This is a genomic window from Paraburkholderia aromaticivorans, assembly GCF_002278075.1.
GTDB classification, from domain to species: Bacteria; Pseudomonadota; Gammaproteobacteria; order Burkholderiales; family Burkholderiaceae; genus Paraburkholderia; species Paraburkholderia aromaticivorans.
In genome coordinates this window covers 3,141,163-3,165,172 of record NZ_CP022989.1, presented here as the reverse complement: position 1 = coordinate 3,165,172, position 24,010 = coordinate 3,141,163, and the positions used below count along the sequence as shown (strand labels likewise).

Here is a 24,010-nt window from a genome sequence, read left to right as displayed (position 1 = left end):
ACGCTCCCGTTGGCCGCTCAGCAGATGCGCGGCAGTTGCTCGCCCACCAGCATATCGACGATACGTTGCCCGCCGAACGCCGTTTGCATGACGACGAGCCCGCTCGTGTCCAGCTCGCCGCGCTCCACCGTGCCGATCACCGCCGCCTCGCGTCCGTCCGGATGCGCGCGCATGGCCGCGAGCACGCGGCCGGCGGCATCGGCGGGCACGACGGCCACCAGCTTGCCTTCATTGGCCAGATAGAGCGGGTCGAGCCCGAGAATCTCGCACGCGCCCTGCACCTGTTCACGCAAGGGCAGCGCGGCTTCATCGAGCCGTATCGTCACATTGGAGCCTTGCGCGAATTCGTTGAGCACCGTGGCGACTCCGCCGCGCGTCGCGTCGCGCAGACAGTGAATCCGCGGGCTCGCGTCGAGCATCGCCGCGATCAGACCGTTCAACGGCCGGCAGTCGCTCTCTATGTCGGCTTCGAGAGCAAGCTGTTGACGCGCTACCAGAATCGCCGCGCCGTGATCGCCGAGATAGCCGTTGACGATCACCACGTCGCCCGGACATGCGTGGCGCGCCGAGATCGACACATCCCGGCGCACCACGCCGACGCCCGCGGTATTGATGAACAGCTTGTCGGCGCAGCCACGCTCCACCACCTTCGTGTCGCCCGTGACGATCGCGACGCCCGCTGCGCGCGCGACGCGTTGTATGCTCGCCGCGACACGGCGCAGCAGATCGACCGCGAAGCCCTCTTCGATCACCACCGCGCACGACAGAAACAAAGGCGTCGCGCCACACACCGCCAGATCGTTGACCGTACCGGACACGGCCAGCGTGCCGATGTCGCCGCCCGGAAAGAACAGCGGATCGACCACGTAGCTATCGGTCGTAAAGGCGAGCCGGTCGCCATGCGCGGCGAGGTCGGCAAGCGCGAAGACGGCCTGATCCTCCAGCGCGGCAAGCGTGGGATTGTCGAAGGTCGACACGAACACGTCTTCGATCAGATCGCGCATCGCGCGCCCGCCGCTGCCATGCGCGAGATTGACGCAAGCGTCCCGCACGCGTTGCGCGCGCCGCGGCGTGACGGGATCGATGGAAGTCGACGCGCGGTCGTTCATAGTCGGCCTCGCACGGTGGGTGCGGCAGCCGTATCGGCAAGCGCTTCAGCAACCGCAGCCGCATCAGCTACTGGAGCCGTTCCAGGGATTGCAACCGTTCCAGCTATTGGAGCCGCCCCGGCAACCATAGCCGCCCCGGCCATACCGCCCGCGCCCAGACAAGCCGCGGCCGGCGCCGCCGCTTGCCGCGCGTTGCGCCGCTCGTCCAGACGCGACGTATCGATCCGTCCATAGTTGTAATACGCCGCACACGCCCCTTCGCTCGACACCATCAGCGAGCCGAGCGGCGACTCGGGCGTGCAGGCCGTGCCGAACACCTTGCATTGATGCGGCTTGATCACGCCCTTGAGCACCTCGCCACACTGACAGGCCTTAGGGTCGGCGATCTTCAGGTTCGGCACCGCGAATTTGCGTTCCGCGTCGAATTCCGCGAACGCCTCGCGCACCCGAACCCCCGAATGATCGATCGAGCCCAGGCCGCGCCATTCGAAAAACTCCCGCGTCTCGAACACGCGCACCACCGCCGCCAAGGCCTGCGCGTTGCCGTCCTCGGGCACGACCCGCCCATACTGATTCTCGACCTCGCAGCGGCCGTCCGCGATTTGCCTGAGCACCATCCACAGCGACTGCATCACGTCGAGCGGTTCGAAACCGGCCACCGTGATCGGCTTGCGATAGTGCCGCGCAATGAACTCATAGGGCCGCGTGCCGATCACCATGCTGACGTGTCCGGGGCCGAGAAAGCCGTCGAGGTGCAAGTCCGGCGAATCGAGGATCGCCTTGATGGTCGGAATGATCGTGATGTGATTGCAGAACAGCGAGAAATTCTTGATCTTGCGCGCGTGCGCCTGCAGGACGGTCATGGCGGTGCTCGGCATGGTCGTCTCGAAGCCGAGGCCGAAGAAGATCACTTCCCGCTCGGGATTGAGTTGCGCGATCTTCAAGGCGTCGAGCGGCGAATAGACCATGCGCACGTCGGCGCCGTCGGCTTTCGCCTTGAGCAGGCTCTTCTTCGACCCGGGCACCCGCATCGCGTCGCCGAACGTCGTGAAGATCACGTCCGCACGCTCGGCCAGGGCGACGCAGTCGTCGACGCGGCCCATCGGCAGCACGCATACCGGGCAGCCGGGACCGTGAACGAACTCCACCGCGTCGGGCAGCAACTGCTGGATGCCGTAGCGGAAGATCGTGTGCGTATGGCCTCCGCACACTTCCATGATCTGCAGCGGCCGCTGCTTTGCGCGCTCGATGCGCGCCACCAGCGCGCGGATTTCCCGCGCGAGCGTTTTCGCCTTGTGCGGGTCGCGAAACTCATCGACATATTTCACGGCGTACCTCCCGCCACCGAAGGATCGGTCGCCTCGGGCGAAACGCCGAGTCCGCCACGATCGTCGGCCAGCAGCGTATGCACGAGGTCCCACACGATGTGATAGATCGCGACATGGGTCTCCTGCACGCGATGAATGCTGTCGCTTTTCACCACGAGGCAATGATCGAGCGCGGCGCTCATGGCCATGCGCCCGCCATCGTGACCGGACAGGCCGATGGTCAGCACTTGCATCTCTTTGGCTTTCGCGAACGCGGCCAGCAGGTTCTCCGAATTGCCGCTCGTCGACACGCCGATCAGCGCATCGCCGCGTCGCGCCTGCGCCACCAGTTGCCGCACGAAAATATGATTGAAGCCGACATCGTTGCCGACCGCCGTCAGCATGGCCATGTCCGCCACGAGGCTGATGGCGGTGAGCGCGGGGCGCCCCGTGGTCACGGGATGCAGGAACTCCACGGCAATATGCGCCGCATCGCAACTGGAGCCGCCGTTACCCATCGCGAAGAGCCGGCCGCCGCGCCGGTACGTGTCCGCAATCGCGTGAGCGACGCGCACGACCGCCGGCGCGCTTTCCTCGAAAAAGCGTGTCTTCGTATCGGCGCTGTCCCGCGCTTTACGATGCACCGATTCGAGCAAGGTGGCGTCGAGCCGGTCCGCATCCTGACGGGCGCCATGCAGGAACGGATACAGCGCTTGCAGCGATTCGTGTTCGGGCATGACAGCTCTCCGTATCCAATGGCCGCGCGCTCACGGCGCGCCGCGCAGTTCATCCATCTCGCGCTGCGCAACGCCCAATTCGTGCAGCAGCGCGAGCGTTTGCGCCGCGTCCTCTTCGTCGAGCCGGCTCATCGCGAAGCCCACATGGACCAGCACCCATTCGCCGATGCACGCGCTCGCCGGACGGTCTTCGTCGCTCACGAACGCGATGTTGATCACGCGCCGCACACCGCCTATGTCGACGAGCGCGAGGTGGTTCGCCGCGTCCGTCACTTCGACGATCTGCCCCGGAATGCCTAGACACATGTCCTTCTCCCGTTTGTCAGCATCGATCGCGCGTCGATCCGTGCGTCGATCGCCCGTCTAACGCGCCCGCTGCGCCGCCGCGACGACCGCCTGCCCGAGCGACAGTCCGCCGTCGTTGGCGGGCACCTGGCGGTGTGCCAGCACGCGAAAGCCCGCCTCCGCAAGGCGCGTGGCCACCTGTTCGAACAGAATGCGATTCTGGAACACGCCGCCCGACAGCGCGACACTGCGCGCGTCGGCCGGCCCGGTCAGCAGATCGGCGAGACACGCCACCATTCGCACGATCGCAATCGCCACACCTTTATGAAATCGCGCGGCGATCACCGGCGCCGGCGCGCCGCGCAGCAGATCGTCGAGCAAAGCCTCCCACATCGGCCGTGGTTCGATGCAGCGCAAACCTCCCGGCAAGGTGTTGGTCAACTCGAACGGGTACGCATGGGCGTCGCTATCGTTGCGCAGCGCGTGCTGATCGACCAGCGCTTCCAGTTCGATCGCGGCCTGCCCTTCGTAGAGCACGCGCTCACGGCACACCCCGAGCGTGGCCGCCGCCGCGTCGAACAGACGCCCCGCCGAACTTGCCAATGGACTGTTCACCTGCTGCGCGATCATGGCGTCGAGCGCCTCGCGCGGCCGGCTGCTCAGGAACTGCTGCCACTCCAGGCCGCCGTAGTGCCGCGTGAATCCCGGCCAGTCGAATGCCGCCCGCAGATGCGCATAGGCACTGCGCCACGGCTCGTCGATCGCGCGTGTGCCGCCGGGCATCGCCACCGGTTTGAAGCGGCCGAGCCGCGTATAGCCGCGATAGTCGGCCAGCATGAATTCGCCGCCCCACAGCGTGCCGTCGTCGCCGTAACCCAGGCCGTCGAGCGCGACGCCGAGCATCGGCAACGCGTCGAACGCGACACCGTTTTCGGCCATGCACGCGGCAAGATGCGCGTGGTGATGCTGCACTTCCACCACGGCAATCCGCGAGGCTCGCGCGAGCTCGTAGCCGATCTTGCGCGACAGGTACTCGGGATGCAGGTCGAGCGCGATGACCCGAGGCTCATGTTCGAACAGACGCAGATACTCCGGCACCGCGCGACGGTAGTCCGCATAGGTCAACGCATCCTCCAGATCGCCGAGGTGATGCGAGACGATTGCCTGCGCGTCGCGCGCGAGGCAGAAGGTGTTCTTGAGTTCGCCGCCCATCGCGAGCACCGGCGGGGTCGCGGCGAAACCTTCGGGCAGCAGCAACGGCGCCGGCGCATAGCCGCGCGCGCGCCGCACGCTACGCGCCGCACCGTGCACCACGCGCGCCACGGAATCGTCGACGCGGCGCGCAATCTCGCGATCGTGCATCAGGAAGACATCGGCGATACGGCCGAGCCGCGCGCGAGCGTCGGCGTTGTCGATGCACGGCGGCTCGTCGCTGATGTTGCCGCTCGTCACCACCAGCGCGGAATCGATCGACTCCATCAGCAGCCGGTGCAGCGGCGTGGTCGGCAGCATGAAGCCGAGCGTGCCGACGCCCGGCGCGACGCTCGCCGCGACGCATTCGGCACCGTCGGCGCGCAGGATCACGATTGGCCCGGCGGCGCACGCGAGCAGCGCGCGTTCCGCTTCGTTCGGGCTGCAATAGCGGTGCACGGCTTGCAGGTCGCGCGCCATCAGCGCAAAGGGTTTGCGCTCGCGCCGTTTCAGGCGTCGCAAGCGGGCGACCGCGCTTTCATCGCTCGCGTGGCAGGCCAGCTGAAAACCGCCCAGGCCCTTGAGCGCGATGATCGCGCCGTGCCGCAGCAGCAGGCTCGCCGCGCGGCAGGGGTCGTCGCCATCGACACGCGCGCCGTCGCGGCTTTCCAGCCAGACACGCGGGCCGCAGACCGGGCATGCGATGGGTTGCGCGTGAAAGCGGCGGTCGGCGGGATCGTCGTATTCCGCGCGGCAGGCATCGCACATGACGAACGACGCCATGGTCGTGTTCGCGCGATCGTAGGGAATGGCCCGCACGATGGAGAGCCGGGGGCCGCAGTGCGTGCAGTTCGTCAACGGATAGCGATAGCGGCGGTTCGCCGGGTCGGCGATTTCCGCGGCGCACGCGGCGCACACGGCCGCGTCCGGCGTGACGCCGGTCTGCGCGGGGCCGCTCACGCTCGGCATGATACGAAAGTCGTTCGCTTCGGCCGCTTCGTTCAGTCGATGCCGCTCGATCGCATCGATCCGCGCGAGCGGCGGACACTCGGTGCTCAGGCTGTCGATGAAACGCTGCAGCGTCCACGCGTCGCCCCATGCGTGAATCAGCACGCCGTCGCTGTCGTTGCGCACGTCGCCGACCACGCCGCAGGCATGGGCGAGCCGCCACACGGTCGGCCGGAAGCCGACGCCCTGCACCAGTCCGCGCACGCGGATTTCTTCCCCGACCGGCCCGAGGACCGCCGGATGCTGCGTCGAACCCCGTCCGGCAGGGTGTGCATGCGTGCCCATCGCCCTCTCCCTGGCGGCTGCCGCCTACATGTTGCGAATGCGGATATAGCGCTTGATGTCCTTCATATTCGCCAATACGCCGACCACGAGGACCGGCAACAACAAATACTTCAGAAACCCTTTCATGATGTCTCCCGCTTCGGTCGTTTCACATCGTCCGCCTGCCGGCGCCGGGGTGCGCCCGGCGGCTCAGGCCACGCGCGCGGTGTGCTGAGCCAGCCTCGCCGTCACGAGCCGCACCACCACTTCGGCCGCGTGCTCCACCGCCGCCGCCACGGGGCGGCTCAAACTCATGCGCCCTTCTTCGCCATCCTCACAACCGAAATCCTGCGGCTCGCAACCGAGCACGACGATGTCTTCGCATGCGCCGCCCACCATCCGCACGGTTTGCAGCACGCTGGCCGGATCCATCTCATGCGGCGACATCAGGATCGGCACGGCGTAGGGATCGCCGCGTGCCGCGCCAACCGGCTCTTCGATGCATGGCTCGATCACGTACAGCGTGCCGGGCGCGCCGCCGCGCTGGGTCGCGTCGATCAGGATCGCGCTCTGCACGCCGTCGAGCAGCGCGTAACACAGATCGACGCCGCGAATGCCGAAGTCCGCCACGTCGACCTGCCCCGCGAGTGCCGGCCATTCGCCCGCGGCCAGCTGCGCCTGCAAACGCCGCACCACTTCGACGCCGAAGCCGTCGTCGCCGAGAAACACGTTGCCGATGCCGGCCACCAGAATGGCGCTCATGCAAGTCCCCGCCGATCGCCGCAAGCCTGGCCGAGCGGCTCGATCTCATCCGGGCCGAAGAAGAACCGATGCCCCGGCATGCGTTGCATGCCGAAGTCCTTGCCGGGGTCGTCGTCGATGGTCACGGCCACATGCACGTGGTCGTCGAAATCGCGTTCGATCGATTCGATTGTCGCGACCATGCCGCTCAACGCGATATCGAAGATGTCCGCGCGCCCGCGCGGCCGCAAGCGCACGTGATCGCCCGTGCGGATCTCCACGCCCGCGACCCGCACGCAGGCCAGATGCGGCCGCGCGTCGAGGTCGGCCCACGGCGAGACGGGCATGGCGCTGCGCGCCACCGGGACGCACGCGCTCACGCTCGCCGCGTCGAGCGCGCGCACCTGGCGCAAGGTGCCGTGCAGCTTCTGCATCTGCCCGGCGCCGAGACCTTCGGTGCGCGCGAGCAACGCGCGGGCGCGCTCGTCGGTGGCGATCATCTCGCGCTTTTCTTCGTCCGTCATGGTGAGAATGCGCAGCGTGAGAATCTCGTCGATCTCCGTTGCGTCGAACAGATCGCCGGCGCTTTCGGGCGCGATCTGCGGAAAATCGTACAGAATGATCGGCGAGGCCAGCATGGTGTCGGGCTGCTGTTCATCGCCGACCAGCACCGGCCACACGCCGATATTGCGGCACGCGGCGCACGCCGCCGCGAGCTCGTCGGGTGGATCGATCGACGAGATCCATGTGCCGCGCTCGACGCTCAGCACGGTGTGGCACGACACCAGCGCATAGAGCGAAGCGGCCTCGCGCGTGAGACTGCGCGCATGATCGAGCGGCGTCTCGTTGACGATCCGCACCTTCAACCGGTAGACGCCGCCCGTCACGCTCGCCGCGCTCATTTCGACACGGCCCTGCAGAGACGCGCGCGTGCGGCGCAACGCGCCGCGCAGCGTGCCGTGCCGGTCCGCCAGCAGTTCGAGTTCGTTGCCGGCATCGAATGCGAAGGGAATGTCGCGCGGGGCTTGCAGCAATTCGCCCAGCGCGAGCACGGGCAACGCAATGTGCCGTTCAGCCGCTTCCTGCCACGGCGTATAGCGCCGCTCGTCGATCTCGAGCACGGGCACCGTGCGCCACACCGGCTCGCCCGGCTCCGGCCGCACGGCGGCGCTCTCCGGGAGCGCCAGCACGGTACGCTCGATCACCTGCAGGAGACCGGGCCGCACCGCCACGCGCGTCTGTTCGTCGCCCCGCAGGAGACACTCGCTCTGCGTCACCCACGGATCACTGCCCGACGCCTCCGCATAAGCGCGCGGATAAACGCCGCCGAAAGTCCAGCGTTGCCGGTTCTTCACGGAAGTCGGCCGGTACGGATACAGCATGTAGCCTTCGTACAGCACCGCCTGCACCACGCTTTGCACCGCGTTCACGATATGTCCTCCTCGAGCTTGTCGAGCAGGCTGCTGATCGCCTGCTCCCAACTCGTGAGCCCCTGCCGGGTTTTAAAGCGCGACAGGCGATCGAACACGTCGCGATGCAAACATAGCCACGTGCCGTTCGGGTAATAGCGCGCCATCATCTCGCGCCACAACGCCACCGGCAGCCGGTACGCCGCCTCCTTGTGCCACGGAATCGGCGCGACCTGCAACGCGCCGTCGCCCTCGCGATAGAACACCGTGCCGCTGAACTGCAGCATCAGCGGAATCTCGCCGTCTTCGAGTCCGTGAAAATAACGGGTGGCGGCTACGTTGAAGTCGTAGCTGCACGGCACGGGCAGATCGAGCGTGCATTCGCCGGTAAAGGGCGGCGCCACCGCCGACGTATGCGTCCACAGCAGCGTGCGTAACGTCTCGCCCCAGCGCGGTGGACTGCCGAACAGGTCTTCGAGGCCATACTGCTCCGCCGGCGTGTAGCGGCGCCTGGTGGCCTCGATCTGGATCTGGCATTGCAACGTGATGCTGGCGATCTCGCCGCGCGCCGACCGGTCCGCGGACGTATCTACGATACGCAGCTTGAACATCAGCAGCGGTGCAGCGGCGAGCCGCACCACTTCCGCCGACTCGACAGTGAATTCGAGATCAGGCATGGAGCAAACCCTCCGGCACGCGGCCATGCGCCTTGAGCGCCGCGAAGCAACGATGAATCGAGTCCCACGCCTGCCGGCCGCCCGAGACCCCGCGCCAGCGCGCGCGAATCACGCCGGTCAGTGCGTAGCATTGGTCGATCGGCACGCGGTAATACTCGCGCGCGCCTGCGCTGCGGTTCACGAGCAGCGCTTCGACGTCGGGCTCCAGTTGCGCGAGCCACGGATTGCCGGCGACGAGTTCGTCCCACGCCCGTAGCTCCAGCAGCGACTGCGTGCCGCCCGCCGGTCCGGGATACAGCGCGACGATGCGCTGCGCCGAACTGTCGTGAAAGAAGAACGCGATGTCGATGGGTATCGCCAGCGCGTCCCACTGCGCATCGCTCATGCGGAAGCCGTCGAGATAATGCGCGTCGCGCGGCACAGGGCGATAGCGCGCGTTCTGCTGACTGCCGAACAACAGCGCGCAGGTCCGGCAGCAGCAATACAGTCGCCGCTGCGCGGTTTCGAACAGATGAGGATGGTCGGCCAGCAGCAGCGCGCCGCATAGCTCGCAATGCGTGTCGCCGGCCTGGCGCACGAAATGGCGCACGCCCGCGACCCAGCCGCGCGCCGTCGCGGCCGGCATCATTGCGTGCCGGCCTCGGTCCGGCTGGCAACCTCGGTGCGTCCTGCGGGTACTGCGGGTACTGCGGGTACTGCGGGTACTGCGGGTTCTGCGGGTCCTGTCTGTCCACCAGGCACGAAACGCAGCTCATGCACGTTGACGTCCTGCAACCCTGCAATGTCGACGCGTATTGCCTCGGGCGCCGCTTCGAAAAGGGCATGCTCGATTACCTGCTGCAATTCGCCGACCGAGTTGTGCGGGCCCTCCAGGCGGCCCGATACTTTCACGCGCACCGCTTCTTCCGCGGCGTCGAGCAGTTCGATCCGGACGCCCTGCACGCCGAGCAGCGGCCGCAACTTCTCCACCGCGCGCGCCACGCGCGTCGGCAACGCCTGCGGATGCAAACCGTGCAGCAGCAGCATTGCCGAGACGCCCGCATCGCGCTCGAACGCTTCGATCATGGCATTGTCCAGCGCGCCCGCAGAGGAAACGATTTCCATCAGACGCGCGAGCCCGTTCGTGTGCAGATCGAGCACCACCTGCAGCAGTTCCTGAGCGCTCGCGCGCGCGGGCGGATCGTCGAGCGCTTCCAGCGCCGCAATCAGTTCCTCGATGCGGCGTTGCTGGGCGGCCACCGCGCACTGCTCGCTCATCTGTGCGCTCCCTGCATCACGCCGAAGGTCGGCGAATGCGAAGTGTCGATCGTCCTGCCGTTGCCCACGTACATATGCACGCCGCACGGCAGGCAGGGATCGAAGCTGCGCACCGCGCGCATGATGTCGATGCCCTTGAATCGGTCGGGCCCGTTTTCTTCGAAGATCGGCGTGTTCTGCACCGCGTCCTCATAGGGTCCGGGCGTGCCGTAGATATCGCGCGGATTGGCGTTCCACGGCGTAGGCGGATACGGATGATAATTGGCGATCTTGCCGTCGCGAATTACGAGATGATGCGAGAGCACGCCACGCACCGCCTCATGGAAACCGCAGCCGATGCCTTCTTCGGGCACCGTGAAATCGCTGAAGGTGCGCGTGCGGCCCGCGTGCAATTCGGCGAGCGCCTGCTCGGCGAAATACAATGCCGCCGCGGCGGAATAAGCCTGAAAATAGGTGCGCGCGCGATTGCGTTCGAGCGCGTTACTCCACTTCGGAATCTTCCATTCGAATTCCACCTCGGGCTTGAGCGCGGTCTTCGGCAAATAGATCTTCACGCTGTGGCCGGTCGCCTTGATATAGCCGATATCGACCAGCCCCGCCAACGCCGTGGCCCACAGGCGCGCAATCGGGCCGCCGCCGGTGTCGAGCGCGAGGTGGTCGCCCGTGCGTGTGTCGAGCCAGCGCGGCGACATGACCCACGTGTAATTGCCGTCGAATTTGCGCTTCTGCGGATGCGGCAGCGTGGTCTGATTCCACGGATGCTTACGGTCCACCGGATTGCCGAGCGGGTCGTTCTTTACGAAGGTCTCTTCGTGATCCCAGTCGTCGTAATAGGAACTGCCGAGCAGGATGCGGATATTCAGGTTGATGTCGACGAGGTCGGTCGTGACCAGTTCGCCGTCCACCACCACGCCCGGCGTGACGAACATGCCGCGGCCCCATTGCGTCATGGTGTTGTAGTTGTAGTCGCACACGTTCGGGTCCTGAAACGAGCCCCAGCAGCCGAGCAGGACACGGCGCCGCCCCACTTCCTCGTAGCCGGGCAAGGCCTCGTAGAAGAAGTCGAACAGATCGTCGTGCAACGGCACGACCTTCTTCATGAACTCCACGTATCTCATCAAACGCGTGATGTAGTCGGTGAAGAGCTGAATGGTGGGCACGGTGCCCACGCCGCCGGGATAAAGCGTCGACGGGTGCACGTGGCGCCCTTCCATCAGGCAGAACATTTCGCGCGTGTAGCGGCTCACCATCAGCGTTTCGCGGTAGAACTCGCCGGTAAACGGATTGAGCGCGCTCATGATCTGCGCGATGGTTTGATAGCCGTGCTTGTCCGCGTTCGGCGCGGGCGTTTTCTGCGCCTTGGCCCACACGCCCGGATTGGTCTCCTTGACCATCGTCTCGCAGAAGTCCACGCCCACCAGGTTGTCCTGGAAGATGTTGTGATCGAACATGTATTCGGCCGCTTCGCCGAGGTTGACGATCCACTCGGCGATCGGCGGCGGCTTCACGCCGTAAGCCATGTTCTGCGCGTAGACCGAGCAGGTGGCGTGATTGTCGCCGCAGATGCCGCAAATGCGGCTCGTGATGAAATGCGCGTCGCGCGGGTCCTTGCCCTTCATGAAAATGCTGTAGCCGCGAAAGATCGACGACGTGCTGTAGCACTCCGCCACCCGGCGGTTCGCAAAATCGATCTTGGTATAAATCCCCAGACTGCCGACGATCCGCGTAATCGGATCCCAATTCATTTCGACCAGCTTGCCCGGCGCTGGCTGGGTGCTGGAGGTCGCTTCAGGTGCGGTGCTCACGGCCATGACCTTCTCCCTGCAGACGATGCTGACGACACTGTCTACGCGCTGCGCCCGGTCAGCGACGGTAACCCGTGGTGAGTTCTGAACGGTTGTGACGCCATTTCGGCTCGTCGTTGAGCGTGTTCCTGGTCAGCTTGCGCAAGCTGCGAATCAGCGGGCCATAACTCCTGATCAGATTCGACGACAACACCGCGCCGGGCGGCTCGTCCATGAACGGCATGAACTTGTCCGGAAAGCCCGGCATGGTGCAGCCGATGCAGATCCCGCCTACGTTCGGACAACCGCCCATGCCCGCCATCCAGCCGCGTTTGGGCACGTTGCATTGCACGACCGGCCCCCAGCAGCCGAGCTTGACGATGCAATTGGGGCTGCCGTATTCGGTCGCGAAGATCGCCTGCTCGTACGAACCGGCGCGGTCGCAACCGTCGTGCACGGTGCGGGTGAATAGCCACTTCGGCCGCAACGCGTCGTCCAGTGGAATCATCGGCGCGAGGCCCGCGAGTTGATACAGCAGATAGAGCAGCGTTTCCATGAAGTTGTCCGGCTGCACCGGACATCCCGGCACGTTGACGATCGGCAGACCCGCTTTCGACTTCCAGTCCCAGCCGAGATAATCGGCAAGGCCCATGCAGCCGGTCGGGTTGCCTTGCATCGCGTGAATGCCGCCATAGGTCGCGCAGGTGCCCGCGCCGACCACCGCCAGCGCGCGTGGCGCGAGCCGGTCGAGCCATTGCGGAATCGTGATCGGGTCGCCCGTATCGGGGTCGGTGCCCAACGCGGCCCAATACCCCTCGCGATTGATGCGCTCGTTGGGAATCGAGCCTTCCATCACCAGCACGAAGTCTTCCAGTTCGCCACGCGCGGCCTGATGAAACGGTTTCAGAAACTCGTCGCCGTTCTCATACGCCAGCACCGGATTGTGTAAATGCACTTTCGGCAAACCCGGAATCGCGCCGAGAATCACGTCCTCGATGCTCGGCTGGGTCGCCGCGGTGATCGATACCGAATCGCCGTCGCAGCCGAGGCCCGCGGTAATCCAGATGATGTGCACTTCCTTCAGAGCCGGCGCGTGCTGAGTCTTACGCCCATAGGGGACGTTGTCTGCTTCTGCCATGATGTGTCTCCACTGCGTTCACGTTCTTTTTGGTGCAGGCAAAAGATACGTGGCGAGCGTGCACGGCAGTCACGTTTCCAGCAAGCGATCGGAAGAAATCCGCGCGAGGGCGGCCAAAAAAAGATCGGATTTGCTGCATGTTTTAGTTCGAGTGATGCCCACCGCGATGAGCCCGAAAAACTTTTTCGAGTATAGGTCAGCGATACGGAATAACCCAGCTTTCATGGCTTGCCCACGCGACTTCGCGCCCTGCGATAACGGTTGCGCGCGCCGTTCAATTCTCTGACGATAGCCCTGGAACGTACTGCCCCTTCAAGTGCAATAGCGCCGCAATCACGAACGGATTTCCACTTCATCCAGGCGCTGCCATTTGTAGACCGCCGCGGACAGGATCCATGCGCCCGCGAACACGCCGACGATCGCATAGCCGAGTATGCCGAAGTGATCGTTGAGAACCGCCACCGTCTGCCAGAATCCGCCACTCAGATGCAGCTTGTCGGCCGCCAGCGCGAGACCTTCTATGCTGCCGACCAGCAGCGCCACCAGCACCGACATCGCCGTGATCGTGAGGTTGTAGTACAGCTTGCGCACGGGCTTGACGAAGGCCCAACCGTAGGCGCCCAGCATGAGGATGTTGTCGGTGGTGTCGATCAGCGCCATGCCTGCCGTAAACAGCACCGCAAACACGAGAATCGACCAGACCGGCATGCCTTGCGCGGCGCCCGCCGCGGAGATGCCGAGCACGCCGACTTCGGTTGCGGTATCGAAACCGAGTCCGAACAGAAACCCCAGCGGGTACATGTGCCAGCTGCGCGTAATGAGGCGCAACAGCGGCCGGAACAGGCGCGAGAGAAAGCCGCGATTGGCGAGCAGCAGGTCGAGGTCTTCGTCGACGCAACGCTCGCCACGGCGCACCCGCCGCAACGCTTGCAGCGCGGAGCGCAGCACGACGAGGTTCAGCAATGCGATGGCGAACAGGAAGAACGTCGACACCAGCGTGCCGATCAGCGCGCCCGTTTCCCTGAATCCGCTCAGGCGCGATTGCAGTGCCATCGCGGAGACGGCAATGCCGAGTGTCGCCAGTACGACGATGGTGGAATGGCCGAGCGAGAACATCAGCCCTGCCGTCAGCGGGCGCTCGCCGCACTGCATGAGCTTGCGCGTCACGTTGTCGATGGCGGCGATGTGGTCCGCATCCACCGCGTGCCGCAGGCCGAACGAGTAAGCGAGCAGACAGGAGCCCATCAACAGCGGATAGCCGCGAAACGCGATGAAAGCGGCGGCCCAGGCGGCGACGTTGAATGCCAGCAGTGACGCGTACAGCCAGACGACGCGCCTTCGATGGTGGCCGACGGCCGCGCTGGGGAACGCCTTCACGAACTCCGCCATGTGGTCTTCTCCCGCAAGCCGAAAGGCCGCTGCGTTGCACAGCCGGGCGCGCGTTGCGTGTCGTCGATGATAGACCTTTTCAGGCGCTGCGCCATCGCGCGATGGATGGCGCAGCGTGTGCGCGCTGGCGGCTACTTCACGTTGAACGCATAGTCGCCGTGCGTGCGATGTCCGTCCGAAGCGACGGCCACCCAATGCACCGTGTAGTGACCCGCGGCGAGCGGCGGCAACGGCACGGCGATCTGCGCCGGTTGATGTTCGTCGACCGCGGCTTTCTGCGTGTTGACCTGCTTGCCGCTCGCGTCGGTCACCGTCAGCGTACTGAACGCCGCTTCGAGCGGCCCGTCGAAAGTCACCCGCACCTGCGCGGGCGAAGCCACCGTCGCGCCCGCTCCCGGCTCCTGCTTCTGCGGGAAGACATGGGCGAAGGCAAGACTCGCCACCGCGAAACCGGCGAGCAGCGCCGCCAGTTTTATGGCTGCGCGCATACCGCTGCGACGCGGGTTTCTGAGCGTGTTTTTCATATTCATTATGAGCCTCTGCTTTTACTGGAATAGAGGTTTGCCGATCGTCGTCGGCGCGACATCGTCGAAGAAGATATGCGTCTGAACCAGAATGCCCACGTGCGAGCCGCTCGCACGATTGATGGGGATCTGCGCCTCCACGCCGAACTGCCCATAACGATTGATCCAGATAAAACCCGGATTGACCGTGCCGGTCGTCTGCCCCTGGCTGCGCGACAGCGGAATCTCCACCAGCGGAATCAGATTCGCGAACGGCCGCGGCAGACCGACATCGCGCACGTGCTGCTGCAGATACGGCAAGCTGTATTGCACCGTGAAGCCGTAGTTGAATGCGTTCGGCTGTCCCGCGCCGGTCGTCAGCGCCGGCCCCGCTTCACCCGTGATGGCGAGCGGGCGCAGATACGCGAGCGCCTCGGGCAGATCGCCCATGCCCTTGCCGGCGTACACGGTGGGCGAGATTGTCGAGAAGTTGTCGGCGATCGCGCGGCTGCCCGTGCCGCCGAGTTCGGCATTCACGCCGATCGAGGTCATGAACTCGTGCGCGTCGTTGACGTACAGCAGGTACTTCAGGCCCACGCCGAAATTGTCGAAGCCGCGCGCCCGCGGATTGTTTTGCATCGCATAGCTGCCGTCCACGGAGAGCGCGAGCCGCGGCGTGATCAGCTTGTCGTACTCGAAGTCGAAGGTGTTGATGCTCTGGTCGCCGTTCTCGCCCGCCACGCGTTGATGGCCGAATTCAAGGTTGGCCTCGTCGCCGACGCCGGGGTCGTCGACGGCCATCGTCGAGGGGAAAATGCGATTGCCCGCAATCGCGTGGGCACCGGCGAGCGAAGGCGCACACAACAAAACGCTGGCGGCCGCGACGAGCGCCGTCGCGCGCGGCGGTTTCCCGCTGCGCGTTGTCTGGGTAAACATGATTCATCCTGTTTGATGGGTCGTAACAAGGCCGGCGCGCACGCTTGGTGAAGACGTGCGGCGGCCACGGCGATGCACTCGATGCATCGCGCGTGATGACTCGGATCAGGATGCGAACGGAGGAGCGCGGGGCTGCGCGAAGGTGAGCGGTTCGACACGGCGCACGCTCTCGAAGCGCGTCGCGACGGTGTGCTGCAACGTACGGACGGTGACGACGAACAGCCCCTCGACGCTCGGCACGACGGGCATGTGGGCAAGCAGGCTGCAATAGCCGCAGGCGTCGCCATCGGACATGGCGGTGTGGTGCGTGGGGTCGTTGCCGGTTTGGTCGGGCGGGCTGGATGTGAGCGATGACGCATGCGGTGCGTCTTCCTGCATCGCGGGCATCGCATGCGGCGCATTCATCGCGGGCATGGAGTCCATCGAACCCATGGACGCCATCGACGGCATATCGCAATGCTCGCCCGACATGGCGCCTTCATCGCCGCGGGTGGCGAGCGTATGCGAGATCGTCGGGGCAAGCGTGGCCATCAGGATCGCGAACAATCCCAGCCAACTGCCGATCTTCCGATAGAAACGACTCACGATGCGCCCGCGACAGAAGGAAAGCTGTCGCGGATTATGCCACGGTCACGGCGTATTCCACCTGCCGAGGCGCCCGTTATGCCGCGCACTTCAGCGACCCGCTACGCGCGCCGCGCCCGCTCCTTGAACGCCTGGCATGGGCCGCCCCGCTCCCGTCGAACCCATGCGCATCACCGCACAGCGCAAACCGCGCGCGCACCCGGTCAATAGAGCAAACTGCCGACGGCAAACGCCCCGCGGACAGTGGACAATGCAATCATCCCGGCTCCCGGCATGGAGTATCCATGAAAGCGCAGCGCCCGCGTCCCCCGCAGTTCTCCGGCGAACCACCCCATGCCGAGTGGCGCGATCACATGGTGCCTTATATCGCCGTGGCCGCGGTCATCGCGCTCATGGTCACGCTGATCGTGTGGGTGATCGATCCGGCGCCGCCCAGAACGATCACCATGAGCGCCGGCCCGCACGACAGCTCGTTCTTCGTCGCCGCGAATCAATACAGGACAATCCTTGCTCGCAATGGCATCAAGCTGAACGTGCAGGAGTCCGACGGCTCCGTGCAGAACCTGCACCGTCTGCTGGATCCGAAGCAGCACGTCGACATCGCCCTAGTGCAAGGCGGCGCGGCCGACGGCCTGAATACGTCGTCGCTGATATCGCTCGGCAGCGTGTTCTATATCCCGGTGGTGGTGTTCTATCGCGGCACGGGCCTGAGCCAGTTGTCGCAACTGGAAGGCAAACGGATCGCGGTGGGCCGCGAAGGCAGCGGCACGCGGCTCCTCGCGCTCAAACTGCTCGATGCCAATGGCATCGAGCCGGGCGGCAGCACCGTACTGGTCCCGACCGACGGCTTGCAGGCCGCCACGCAGTTGGTCACGGGCGAAGTGGACGCGGCGATCCTGAACGGCGATTCCGCGACTCGCGGCCTGATGCTGCGCCTGCTCAGGGTGCCCGGCGTGTCGGTCATGAACTTCGCCGAGGCAAGCGCCTATGCGCGGCTCTTTCCGTATCTGGACGAGATCGACCTGCCGGCCGGCGTGCTGGATCTGAAGCGCAGGATTCCGCCTGAAACGGTGCATCTGATCAGCCCGACCGTCGAACTGGTGGCCCGCAACACGCTGCATCCGGCCATCTCCGACCTGCTGATCGAAGCAGCGCAGGAAGTGCATGGCATGCCGGGGCTATTGCAGCGCGCGGGGCAGTTCCCGAGTCCGGTCGCGCGCGACTATCAGATCAGCGAGGACGCGCAGCGCTATTACAGGACGGGCAAGAGCTTTCTCTACCGCATGCTGCCTTTCTGGCTGGCGAGCATCGGCGACCGCACGCTCGTTCTGCTGCTGCCGATGGCAGTGCTGCTGTTCCCGGCCATGCGCCTGATTCCGGCGCTCTACCGTTGGCGGGTGCGCTCGCGCATCTATCGCTATTATGGTTCGCTGATTGCGATCGAACGCGGCGCGCTCGCCGATTCGACCGACGAGGAGCGCAGGCGGCTCTTCGCGGAGTTGGATCAGATCGAGGATTCGTTGAATCGGCTGCGCATGCCGCTCGCTTACGCCGACGCGTTCTATGTGCTGCGCGAACACGTCGGCTTCGTGCGCAGCCGGCTAGGGGCTGCGGCGCGGCAAGGCGGCCACCCCTAGGCCGGGGTGGCGGGTTTTACGCTTCGCGGGGGGCTGGCGTGCTGGCCGGTTCCGCGGCGGCTTCGTGAGCGGCTTCGTGAGCGGTTTGCTCCGCGGTGACGCGCTCAGCCGGCGTATCCGCCGAGCCGGCTTGCGGATTGCCCGCTTCGCCGCCTTGGGAGGCCGCTGCGGCTGCTGACACAACGGCTGCCTCGGCCGGAGCATTAGGCGCTTCGGCCTGCGCTTGCGCTGCCCCGGTGGTGGCTTGCGTGGCTGCCTCGGCGCCCGCATTTGCAGTTGCGCTTGCAGTTGAATTTGCCGTTACACTCGCCGCGCCGGCCGCCTTCGCGCCCTTGCCTGCCCGATGCGCCTGCAGACGCTGCGCGCCGGCCGCTTCCTGCGCCGTGACCTTGCCCGCCTCGGCGCCCGTCAGGTCGACGCGAGCCGCGCCTTCGACGAGACATTTCCAGTAGCGGCTGCCACGGCACCACGTCTTGATCGCGTCGCGCAATTCGGTTTCGCTCAGCGACAGTTCTTTCGCGTGCACCATGAGGTCTTCAAAAATACCGACCTTCAGCGGCAGCTTGGGCGCCGGATTCTTGGGGAAAGCAACGGGGAAGCGCTTCTGCAGCCGCCCGATCGATTTCACCACCGGGTCAACCGGCTTCGCATCCACGGCCGGCTTCGCATCCACGGCCGGCCTGGCGTCCGCGGCCGGCTTGGCGCCGGACCCGGCTGCGGGCGCGGCACGGCGCGGCGGCGCGGGCTTGCGGGCAGGCCTCGCGCCCGGCTTGGAAGCATCTTTCGAAGCCGGCTTGGAAGCGTCCTTCGAAGCAGGCTTGGCGCCGGACCTGGCGGCGGGCGCAGCCTCGCCGCGAGCCGCGGCCAGTTGCTTCTTCAGTTCAGCGAGTTGTTCGAAACCCATAGCGCACAATCGATCGAGAAAGACGAGATTGTAGCAGCGTAAAGAGACACGCTCGCGACGATGCGCCGAGCCCCGCCGCGCGGGCTGCCCCAAGGGCGCGGCGCGCGCCGGTCAGGCGCCGCGTTTCGCGCGCCCCGCGCCCGTTTCCGCGCTCCATGAACCTCGAGCAAATTCAGTATTTCATCGCACATTTCGGAGACACTTCGGCCACGCGCGCGGCAAAACGGCACGATATCGTGCAAGCGGGCGAACCGGTGTTCCGCTAGCGCGCCAACACGTCGCCAAAGCCGCCGAGCCGCACCCCGGCGCGGCGAATCGCCGTGGCGACCTTTGCCGACAACAGCGCCTGCAGCTCCGCCTCATGCCGGTAATCCCGCATGCCGTCGCTCAACGCCCGTTCCCCCGCCACCGCGGGATGGCAATAAATCTCCCCCACGCCGTGAGGCAGATCGGCGAGCGCCGCAAGCCACGCCGCTTCGTCCATCCGGCCGCTCTGCGCGATCCCCACCACGTAATCGTTATGCGCGATGCCCGCGCGATCCAGACGCGCCTCGACCCGCGCGATCCACGGCCGCAACCAGCGCGGCGCGTTCGCTTCGAACGGCAAGCGCATGGCCTTCATCCCGTACTCGCGGCCGATCTCCAGAATCAGGCCGAGCACCGTCGGGTGCAAATGAAAATGCTTGTGGGTGTTGACATGATCGAGGCTCAAGCCGGTTTTCGCGAAAGCCTCGAACTGCGCGCGAATCTCCCGCGCAAGCTGCCTGCGCACATGCGGCAGGAAAAAGAACCTCGCCCCGTCGCGCACCATGTTGCTGCCGAAGCGGCCATGCTCGTCGACCAGTGCCGCAATCCGCTCGCGCGGCGCGATCGCGTCGCCGTCGGCCAGCACCAGATGCAGACCGACCCGCAGCTGCGGCAAGGCCCGCGCGCGCGCCACCGCGTCGCCTGCGGCCGGCGCGCCGATCATCAGGCTCGCGGCGCGCAGCACGCCGTCGCGATGCGCGCGCTCGACCGCCTCATTCACCCGCGTGTGCAGGCCGAAATCGTCGGCGGTCACGATCAGTCCGCGTGGTCTAGCCGCCATCGGACGCTTCCATGACATCCATCACGTTCAGCGCGCCTTTTCGTGGCGCCGTCGACGTGGCGCTCTCCACGGGGACCCGCGCGCCGCGCCACATCACATGCGAGCCGAATGCGCCGGCCAGCCATTGCAACGCCAGCAGCGCGTCACGCAGCGGCACGAGCGGCAGATCGCGCCAGAAGGTACGCCCATGGCGCGCGGAGCGCCAATGCATCAGCAAACGCGCAGCCAGTCCGAGCGCCGTGCCGGTGGCGCTCGTGAGCGCGGCCCACGGGTGGAACGCGTCGGCCCCATTGCCCGCGGGGCCGGCGCTGAGCCACGCGCCGATCAGCAGCCAGGGGGTGGGAAAGGTGATGAAGAGGAAGGCGAAGCCCAGTGGATTCACCGAGCGGATCGTGCGCAGCCAGCGCGTTTCGCGCTGCCATAGGGCGGAAAAGGTCGGCTCGATCACGTCGGTCGCGACGATCACGCGCGAGAGCACCGTTTGCAGGCCGAGCGCGCGTACGTGTTCGGCCAGCCAGTAATCGTCCGCGAGACAGTTTTTCAGCGCCTCGAAACCGCCGATGCGCTCGAGCGTCGCGCGCCGCAACGCGAGCGTCGCACCGAAGCCGAAGCGGCGCGAGCCGGCCGCGTGCGCGACGCGCACCGACGGCGCGAACCATTCGTTGATGAAGAGCGCGCCGACGCGCGGCCAGAAGCCGCCAACCCCTTGCGCCACGTAAAGACACGTGACCACGCCGACGCGCGGATCCGCGAGCGGCGCGGCCACGCTGTCGAGATAATCGGCTTCGACGGCGATGTCGCTGTCGGCAATCACGATCACGTCATGGCGAGCCCGCTCCGCCATGTTGATCAGGTTGCTGACCTTGAGATTGCTGCCGTGCACGCGCGTGTCGATCGCGAGTTCGATGTCGTGCAATGGATAAGCCGCCTGCAGACGGCGGACGACGGCAATGGCGGGATCGTCCGGCGAAGACACGCCGAGCACGAGCTGGAAATAGCGATGGCGCTGCTCGCAGAAGGTCTGCAGATTTTCGTAGAGCCGCGGCTCGGCGCCGCACAGCGGCTTGAGCACGCTAACCCCGACGTGCGAGAAAGGATGCGGCGCGGGAGAGTTTCGCAAGGCGCGCTGAGCGGGACTACCCGCTACGCCACGCGTGGCGAAAAACGGCATCGCGACTGCCGCGAACAACGCATAAAGCGACGCGCCGGCGCAGCCGGTGAACAGAAGCCATTGGCATGCCGTCAATGCGTGCGCCGCCATCGTCCAATGCCGTCAGTGCTCAGCGAGCTCGAACGGTCTGCCTGCCAGGCGCAGATGCAGAATCACGAGCCAACGCCGCGGACAGTTCGAGGCGATCGCGACAGACTGCGCGGGCCGGCCGCCGCCTGATGCGTAATGTCCTCGCAGCGCGAATTCGAAGGCGAGATGGGCGACGTGGCGCGTCACGATCACGCCGCTGACGATCACCGCGACGGCCAGCAAGCGGAACGACGTTGAACCGAAGGCGTACCGGGAAACCGGCAGCAACAGCAGTCCGAGGCATACCAGCACCTCGGCGCCCATGGCCGTGAGCGAAGCCACCATCAGGTGGGCGCGCAGCATGTCGACGGTGACTGGCTTCATGACGGAGTCTGGTTGCCTGACGAAATGCACGACGCCTTGCACCGGCGCGAGCAGTCGGTCTCAACCAGCACCGACTGTGCATCTCATCGATATGCTTACGATTGAACTGCAATGATGTGAGGACAGACCCGACGCCGCCTGCCCGCAATGGCGCTGCGACCCTGATCTGTTGAGGGCCGATAGTAGCGAGTCAAGCTGAAGGAAACCTTAAGAAAGAAGGCGTATAAAGCGGGTTAGGGACGGCATGGGTAAGCTTTGGGTTGCGGTTCGGCCCTTGCCCCACCCTGCCGGCCGCCATGCAAAAATCATCGAATGGAATCAACGGAGCTATGCGTGTACTCCTCGTAGAAGACGACGACCTGATCGGCTGCGGTGTCGAAGCGGGACTGCGTCAAGCCGGCTTCACAGTCGACTGGGCCCGCGACGGCCACAAGGCCGGTCTCGCGCTCGACACCACCGCGTATGCGCTGGTGGTGCTCGATCTCGGTTTACCTCGCGTATCGGGCACGGAACTGCTGAAACGGCTGCGCGATTCGGGTAAGGACGTGCCGGTGCTGGTGCTGACCGCCCGGGGCACGGTGGTCGACCGGGTCGGCGGCCTCGAAGCGGGCGCCGACGACTACATGGGCAAGCCATTCGATCTGACGGAACTGATCGCCCGCTGCCGGGCCTTGCTGCGCCGCGCGCAAGGCCGCAGCGTCGAGCAGATCCGCTATCAGGACCTGACCATCAATCCGACCGCGCAAACCGTCGAAGTGGGCACGAAGCGCGTGCCGGTCACCTCGCGCGAATGGGCGATCCTCATGCAGTTGCTGACCAACCAGGGCATTCCGCAGTCGCGCTCGCGTCTCGAAGAGAGCCTGTATGGCTGGCAGGAGGAAATCGAGAGCAACGCCATCGAGGTGCACGTGTCCAATCTGCGCAAGAAACTCGGCGCGAAGCTGATCAAGACCGTGCGCAATATCGGCTACGTGGTGGAGAAGGAATGATCGGCGCGTCGATCCGTCGGCGCCTCATGCTGCTGGTTCTCGCCAGCATCGTGCTGATGTGGGGCATTGCGCTCGTGTCCAGCTATCGTCAGGCCGTACGCGAAGTGAGCGAATGGGAAGGGGCGCGGCTCGCCGAACTCGCGCAGATACTCGCGCTGCTCGATGAACGCAATCTGACCACGCTCGCCAACGCACGCATCGACGTGCGCGAAGAAGAAAAAGGCGGTGAGCCCGGCGCCAACGACAGCGACGACGACGACTCGCTGCCGCGCGACGCACTGTTTCAGGTGCGCGGCCCGCGCGGCGAAGTGCTGGCGGGCAGCCCGCAATTGCATGCACTCGACGCGTGGGATCTGCCGGTGCCGGCCGTGAGCGGCGCGCAGGACATCACGCTGGGCGGCCAGATGTATCACTCGTTCACCTTGCGTGACACCCTGCTCGGCCACACCGTGCGCGTCTTCGAACCCGCCAACACGCGCAGCGACCTGGTGAGCGGCGTCGCGAGCCGGATCGCGCGCCCCACGCTGATCGCGCTGCCCGTGCTGGCGGTGCTGGTGTGGCTGAGCATCGGCTGGAGCCTCGCGCCGCTCGGGGTGCTGTCGCGCGCGATCCGTACGCGCGGCGTGAACCGGCTCGAACCGGTGGATATCGGCCGCTCGCCGACCGAGGTGCGCCCGCTCGTCGACGCGATCAATCAGCTCCTGGCGCGCTTGCTGCACTCGCTGGAGCGCGAGCGCGCGTTCACCGCCGACGCCGCCCATGAGCTGAAAACGCCGCTGGCCGCGATCAAGGTGCAGGCACAGGTGGCGCTGGCCGAGATGGACGGCGCGCGGCAGCGGCTCGCCATGGAGCGCGTGGTGCAAGGGGTCGATCGCAGCGCGCGGCTCGCGGAGCAGTTGCTGCTGCTCGCGCGGCTGGACGCGCACGAAAAAATGTCGACGGCGCCGCTCAAACCCGCCGCGGTGGCGAAAGACGCGCTGCTCGCCAACGAACGCAATGCCCAGCAGAAGAACATCCACGTGATGCTCAAGGGCGACATGCGCGCGGAGATCAGCGCGGAGCCCGTGCTGATCGGCATCCTGCTCGACAATCTGCTCGATAACGCGATCAAGTACGGGCGCGCCGGCGGCAGCATCGAAGTCGCGGTGCAGCATGCCGAAGACCGCGTGCGGGTGAGCGTGCGCGACGACGGCCCTGGCGTTGCGCCGCACGATCTCGACCGTCTGACCAATCGTTTTTTCCGCGCGACCGGCACTCAGGCCACCGGCAGCGGCCTGGGGCTGTCCATCGTCGCGCGGATCGCCGAGCATTTCGGTGCGAGCCTGCGACTGGGCGCGGGTATCGGCGAGCGGGGCCTCACGGTCGAGGTCTCGTTTCCCGCCTATGCACAGGTGAGCTGAGGAGACTGCGGCCGGGCTTAGGCCGGGCGGCGGAGGCCCCGCGCTCGTC

At 66.0% G+C, this 24,010-nt stretch carries 24 protein-coding genes; 3 read left to right on the top strand and 21 right to left on the bottom strand.

Annotation, left to right across the window (positions count from 1 at the left end; all coding sequences use genetic code 11):
• Positions 1 to 17: 17 nt before the first annotated feature.
• The 17 genes from hypE to CJU94_RS14380 all read right to left on the bottom strand — a co-directional run bounded on the left by hypE (position 18) and on the right by CJU94_RS14380 (position 16,320).
• The gene (gene hypE, locus CJU94_RS14455; protein ID WP_095419264.1) at positions 18 to 1,109 is read right to left on the bottom strand and encodes a hydrogenase expression/formation protein HypE; all 1,092 of its coding nucleotides are present in this window, start codon (positions 1,107 to 1,109) and stop codon (positions 18 to 20) included.
• Positions 1,106 to 2,437 (bottom strand): hydrogenase formation protein HypD, encoded by a 1,332-nt coding sequence (hypD, locus tag CJU94_RS14450; protein ID WP_341868344.1) that lies wholly within the window; start codon positions 2,435 to 2,437, stop codon positions 1,106 to 1,108. The genes hypE and hypD overlap by 4 nt, the downstream gene beginning before the upstream one ends.
• Positions 2,434 to 3,153 carry a D-sedoheptulose-7-phosphate isomerase gene (locus CJU94_RS14445; RefSeq protein ID WP_095419263.1) on the bottom strand — a complete coding sequence of 240 codons (720 nt, stop codon included), beginning with the start codon at positions 3,151 to 3,153 and terminating at the stop codon, positions 2,434 to 2,436. The genes hypD and CJU94_RS14445 overlap by 4 nt, the downstream gene beginning before the upstream one ends.
• 30 nt (positions 3,154 to 3,183) lie before the next feature.
• Positions 3,184 to 3,459 carry a HypC/HybG/HupF family hydrogenase formation chaperone gene (locus CJU94_RS14440; protein ID WP_095419262.1) on the bottom strand — a complete coding sequence of 92 codons (276 nt, stop codon included), beginning with the start codon at positions 3,457 to 3,459 and terminating at the stop codon, positions 3,184 to 3,186.
• 57 nt (positions 3,460 to 3,516) lie between these two features.
• Positions 3,517 to 5,922 carry a carbamoyltransferase HypF gene (gene hypF / locus CJU94_RS14435; RefSeq protein WP_095419261.1) on the bottom strand — a complete coding sequence of 802 codons (2,406 nt, stop codon included), beginning with the start codon at positions 5,920 to 5,922 and terminating at the stop codon, positions 3,517 to 3,519.
• A gap of 24 nt (positions 5,923 to 5,946) precedes the next feature.
• Complete coding sequence (locus CJU94_RS42505; protein ID WP_425272148.1) at positions 5,947 to 6,048, bottom strand: DUF6893 family small protein; 102 nt, start codon at positions 6,046 to 6,048, stop codon at positions 5,947 to 5,949.
• Between the two features lie 63 nt (positions 6,049 to 6,111).
• Positions 6,112 to 6,663, bottom strand: a complete 552-nt coding sequence (locus CJU94_RS14430) for a hydrogenase maturation protease (RefSeq protein ID WP_095419260.1) — start codon at positions 6,661 to 6,663, stop codon at positions 6,112 to 6,114.
• Positions 6,660 to 8,072 carry a hypothetical protein gene (locus tag CJU94_RS14425; RefSeq protein WP_095419259.1) on the bottom strand — a complete coding sequence of 471 codons (1,413 nt, stop codon included), beginning with the start codon at positions 8,070 to 8,072 and terminating at the stop codon, positions 6,660 to 6,662. The genes CJU94_RS14430 and CJU94_RS14425 overlap by 4 nt, the downstream gene beginning before the upstream one ends.
• Positions 8,069 to 8,728, bottom strand: coding sequence for a DUF6084 family protein (locus CJU94_RS14420; RefSeq protein ID WP_095419258.1), 660 nt, complete (start codon positions 8,726 to 8,728; stop codon positions 8,069 to 8,071). Before CJU94_RS14420 ends, CJU94_RS14425 begins: the two co-directional genes overlap by 4 nt.
• Positions 8,721 to 9,356: a DUF5947 family protein gene (locus CJU94_RS14415; RefSeq protein WP_208645318.1), complete on the bottom strand. Its 636-nt coding sequence runs from the start codon at positions 9,354 to 9,356 to the stop codon at positions 8,721 to 8,723. Before CJU94_RS14415 ends, CJU94_RS14420 begins: the two co-directional genes overlap by 8 nt.
• Positions 9,353 to 9,985, bottom strand: a complete 633-nt coding sequence (locus tag CJU94_RS14410) for a NifU family protein (RefSeq protein ID WP_095419257.1) — start codon at positions 9,983 to 9,985, stop codon at positions 9,353 to 9,355. Before CJU94_RS14410 ends, CJU94_RS14415 begins: the two co-directional genes overlap by 4 nt.
• Positions 9,982 to 11,796 (bottom strand): nickel-dependent hydrogenase large subunit, encoded by a 1,815-nt coding sequence (locus CJU94_RS14405; RefSeq protein ID WP_095419256.1) that lies wholly within the window; start codon positions 11,794 to 11,796, stop codon positions 9,982 to 9,984. The genes CJU94_RS14410 and CJU94_RS14405 overlap by 4 nt, the downstream gene beginning before the upstream one ends.
• A gap of 52 nt (positions 11,797 to 11,848) precedes the next feature.
• A complete protein-coding gene (locus tag CJU94_RS14400) occupies positions 11,849 to 12,907 on the bottom strand; it encodes an NADH-quinone oxidoreductase subunit B family protein (RefSeq protein WP_095419255.1) in 1,059 nt (352 codons plus the stop codon).
• 333 nt (positions 12,908 to 13,240) lie between these two features.
• Entirely contained in the window at positions 13,241 to 14,296 is a 1,056-nt protein-coding gene (locus CJU94_RS14395) for a HoxN/HupN/NixA family nickel/cobalt transporter (protein ID WP_095419254.1), read from the bottom strand.
• A gap of 131 nt (positions 14,297 to 14,427) precedes the next feature.
• Positions 14,428 to 14,826, bottom strand: a complete 399-nt coding sequence (locus tag CJU94_RS14390) for a copper resistance CopC family protein (protein WP_095419253.1) — start codon at positions 14,824 to 14,826, stop codon at positions 14,428 to 14,430.
• A 15-nt stretch (positions 14,827 to 14,841) separates the two neighbouring features.
• Positions 14,842 to 15,735: a hypothetical protein gene (locus tag CJU94_RS14385; RefSeq protein ID WP_095419252.1), complete on the bottom strand. Its 894-nt coding sequence runs from the start codon at positions 15,733 to 15,735 to the stop codon at positions 14,842 to 14,844.
• 105 nt (positions 15,736 to 15,840) lie between these two features.
• On the bottom strand, positions 15,841 to 16,320 hold the full coding sequence (locus CJU94_RS14380; protein WP_208645317.1) for a DUF2946 domain-containing protein: 480 nt from the start codon (positions 16,318 to 16,320) through the stop codon (positions 15,841 to 15,843).
• Between the two features lie 284 nt (positions 16,321 to 16,604).
• Between CJU94_RS14380 and CJU94_RS14375 the strand changes: the two genes are divergently transcribed.
• Positions 16,605 to 17,957, top strand: coding sequence for a TAXI family TRAP transporter solute-binding subunit (locus tag CJU94_RS14375; RefSeq protein ID WP_095419250.1), 1,353 nt, complete (start codon positions 16,605 to 16,607; stop codon positions 17,955 to 17,957).
• Between the two features lie 16 nt (positions 17,958 to 17,973).
• Here CJU94_RS14375 and CJU94_RS14370 read toward each other — a convergent pair whose 3' ends face one another.
• From CJU94_RS14370 to CJU94_RS14355, 4 genes are all read right to left on the bottom strand, one after another.
• Positions 17,974 to 18,861 carry a ProQ/FinO family protein gene (locus CJU94_RS14370; RefSeq protein WP_095419249.1) on the bottom strand — a complete coding sequence of 296 codons (888 nt, stop codon included), beginning with the start codon at positions 18,859 to 18,861 and terminating at the stop codon, positions 17,974 to 17,976.
• Between the two features lie 262 nt (positions 18,862 to 19,123).
• Positions 19,124 to 19,948, bottom strand: coding sequence for a hopanoid biosynthesis-associated protein HpnK (gene hpnK / locus CJU94_RS14365; protein ID WP_095419248.1), 825 nt, complete (start codon positions 19,946 to 19,948; stop codon positions 19,124 to 19,126).
• Positions 19,938 to 21,209, bottom strand: a complete 1,272-nt coding sequence (gene hpnI, locus CJU94_RS14360; protein WP_095419247.1) for a bacteriohopanetetrol glucosamine biosynthesis glycosyltransferase HpnI — start codon at positions 21,207 to 21,209, stop codon at positions 19,938 to 19,940. Before hpnI ends, hpnK begins: the two co-directional genes overlap by 11 nt.
• 12 nt (positions 21,210 to 21,221) lie before the next feature.
• Entirely contained in the window at positions 21,222 to 21,572 is a 351-nt protein-coding gene (locus tag CJU94_RS14355; RefSeq protein ID WP_095419246.1) for a hypothetical protein, read from the bottom strand.
• A 329-nt stretch (positions 21,573 to 21,901) separates the two neighbouring features.
• Here CJU94_RS14355 and CJU94_RS14350 point away from each other — a divergent pair, with 329 nt between their 5' ends.
• Together CJU94_RS14350 and CJU94_RS14345 are read left to right on the top strand one after the other, a co-directional pair.
• A complete protein-coding gene (locus tag CJU94_RS14350; protein ID WP_095419245.1) occupies positions 21,902 to 22,561 on the top strand; it encodes a response regulator in 660 nt (219 codons plus the stop codon).
• The gene (locus CJU94_RS14345; RefSeq protein WP_095419244.1) at positions 22,558 to 23,961 is read left to right on the top strand and encodes an ATP-binding protein; all 1,404 of its coding nucleotides are present in this window, start codon (positions 22,558 to 22,560) and stop codon (positions 23,959 to 23,961) included. The genes CJU94_RS14350 and CJU94_RS14345 overlap by 4 nt, the downstream gene beginning before the upstream one ends.
• Positions 23,962 to 24,010: the final 49 nt, after the last annotated feature.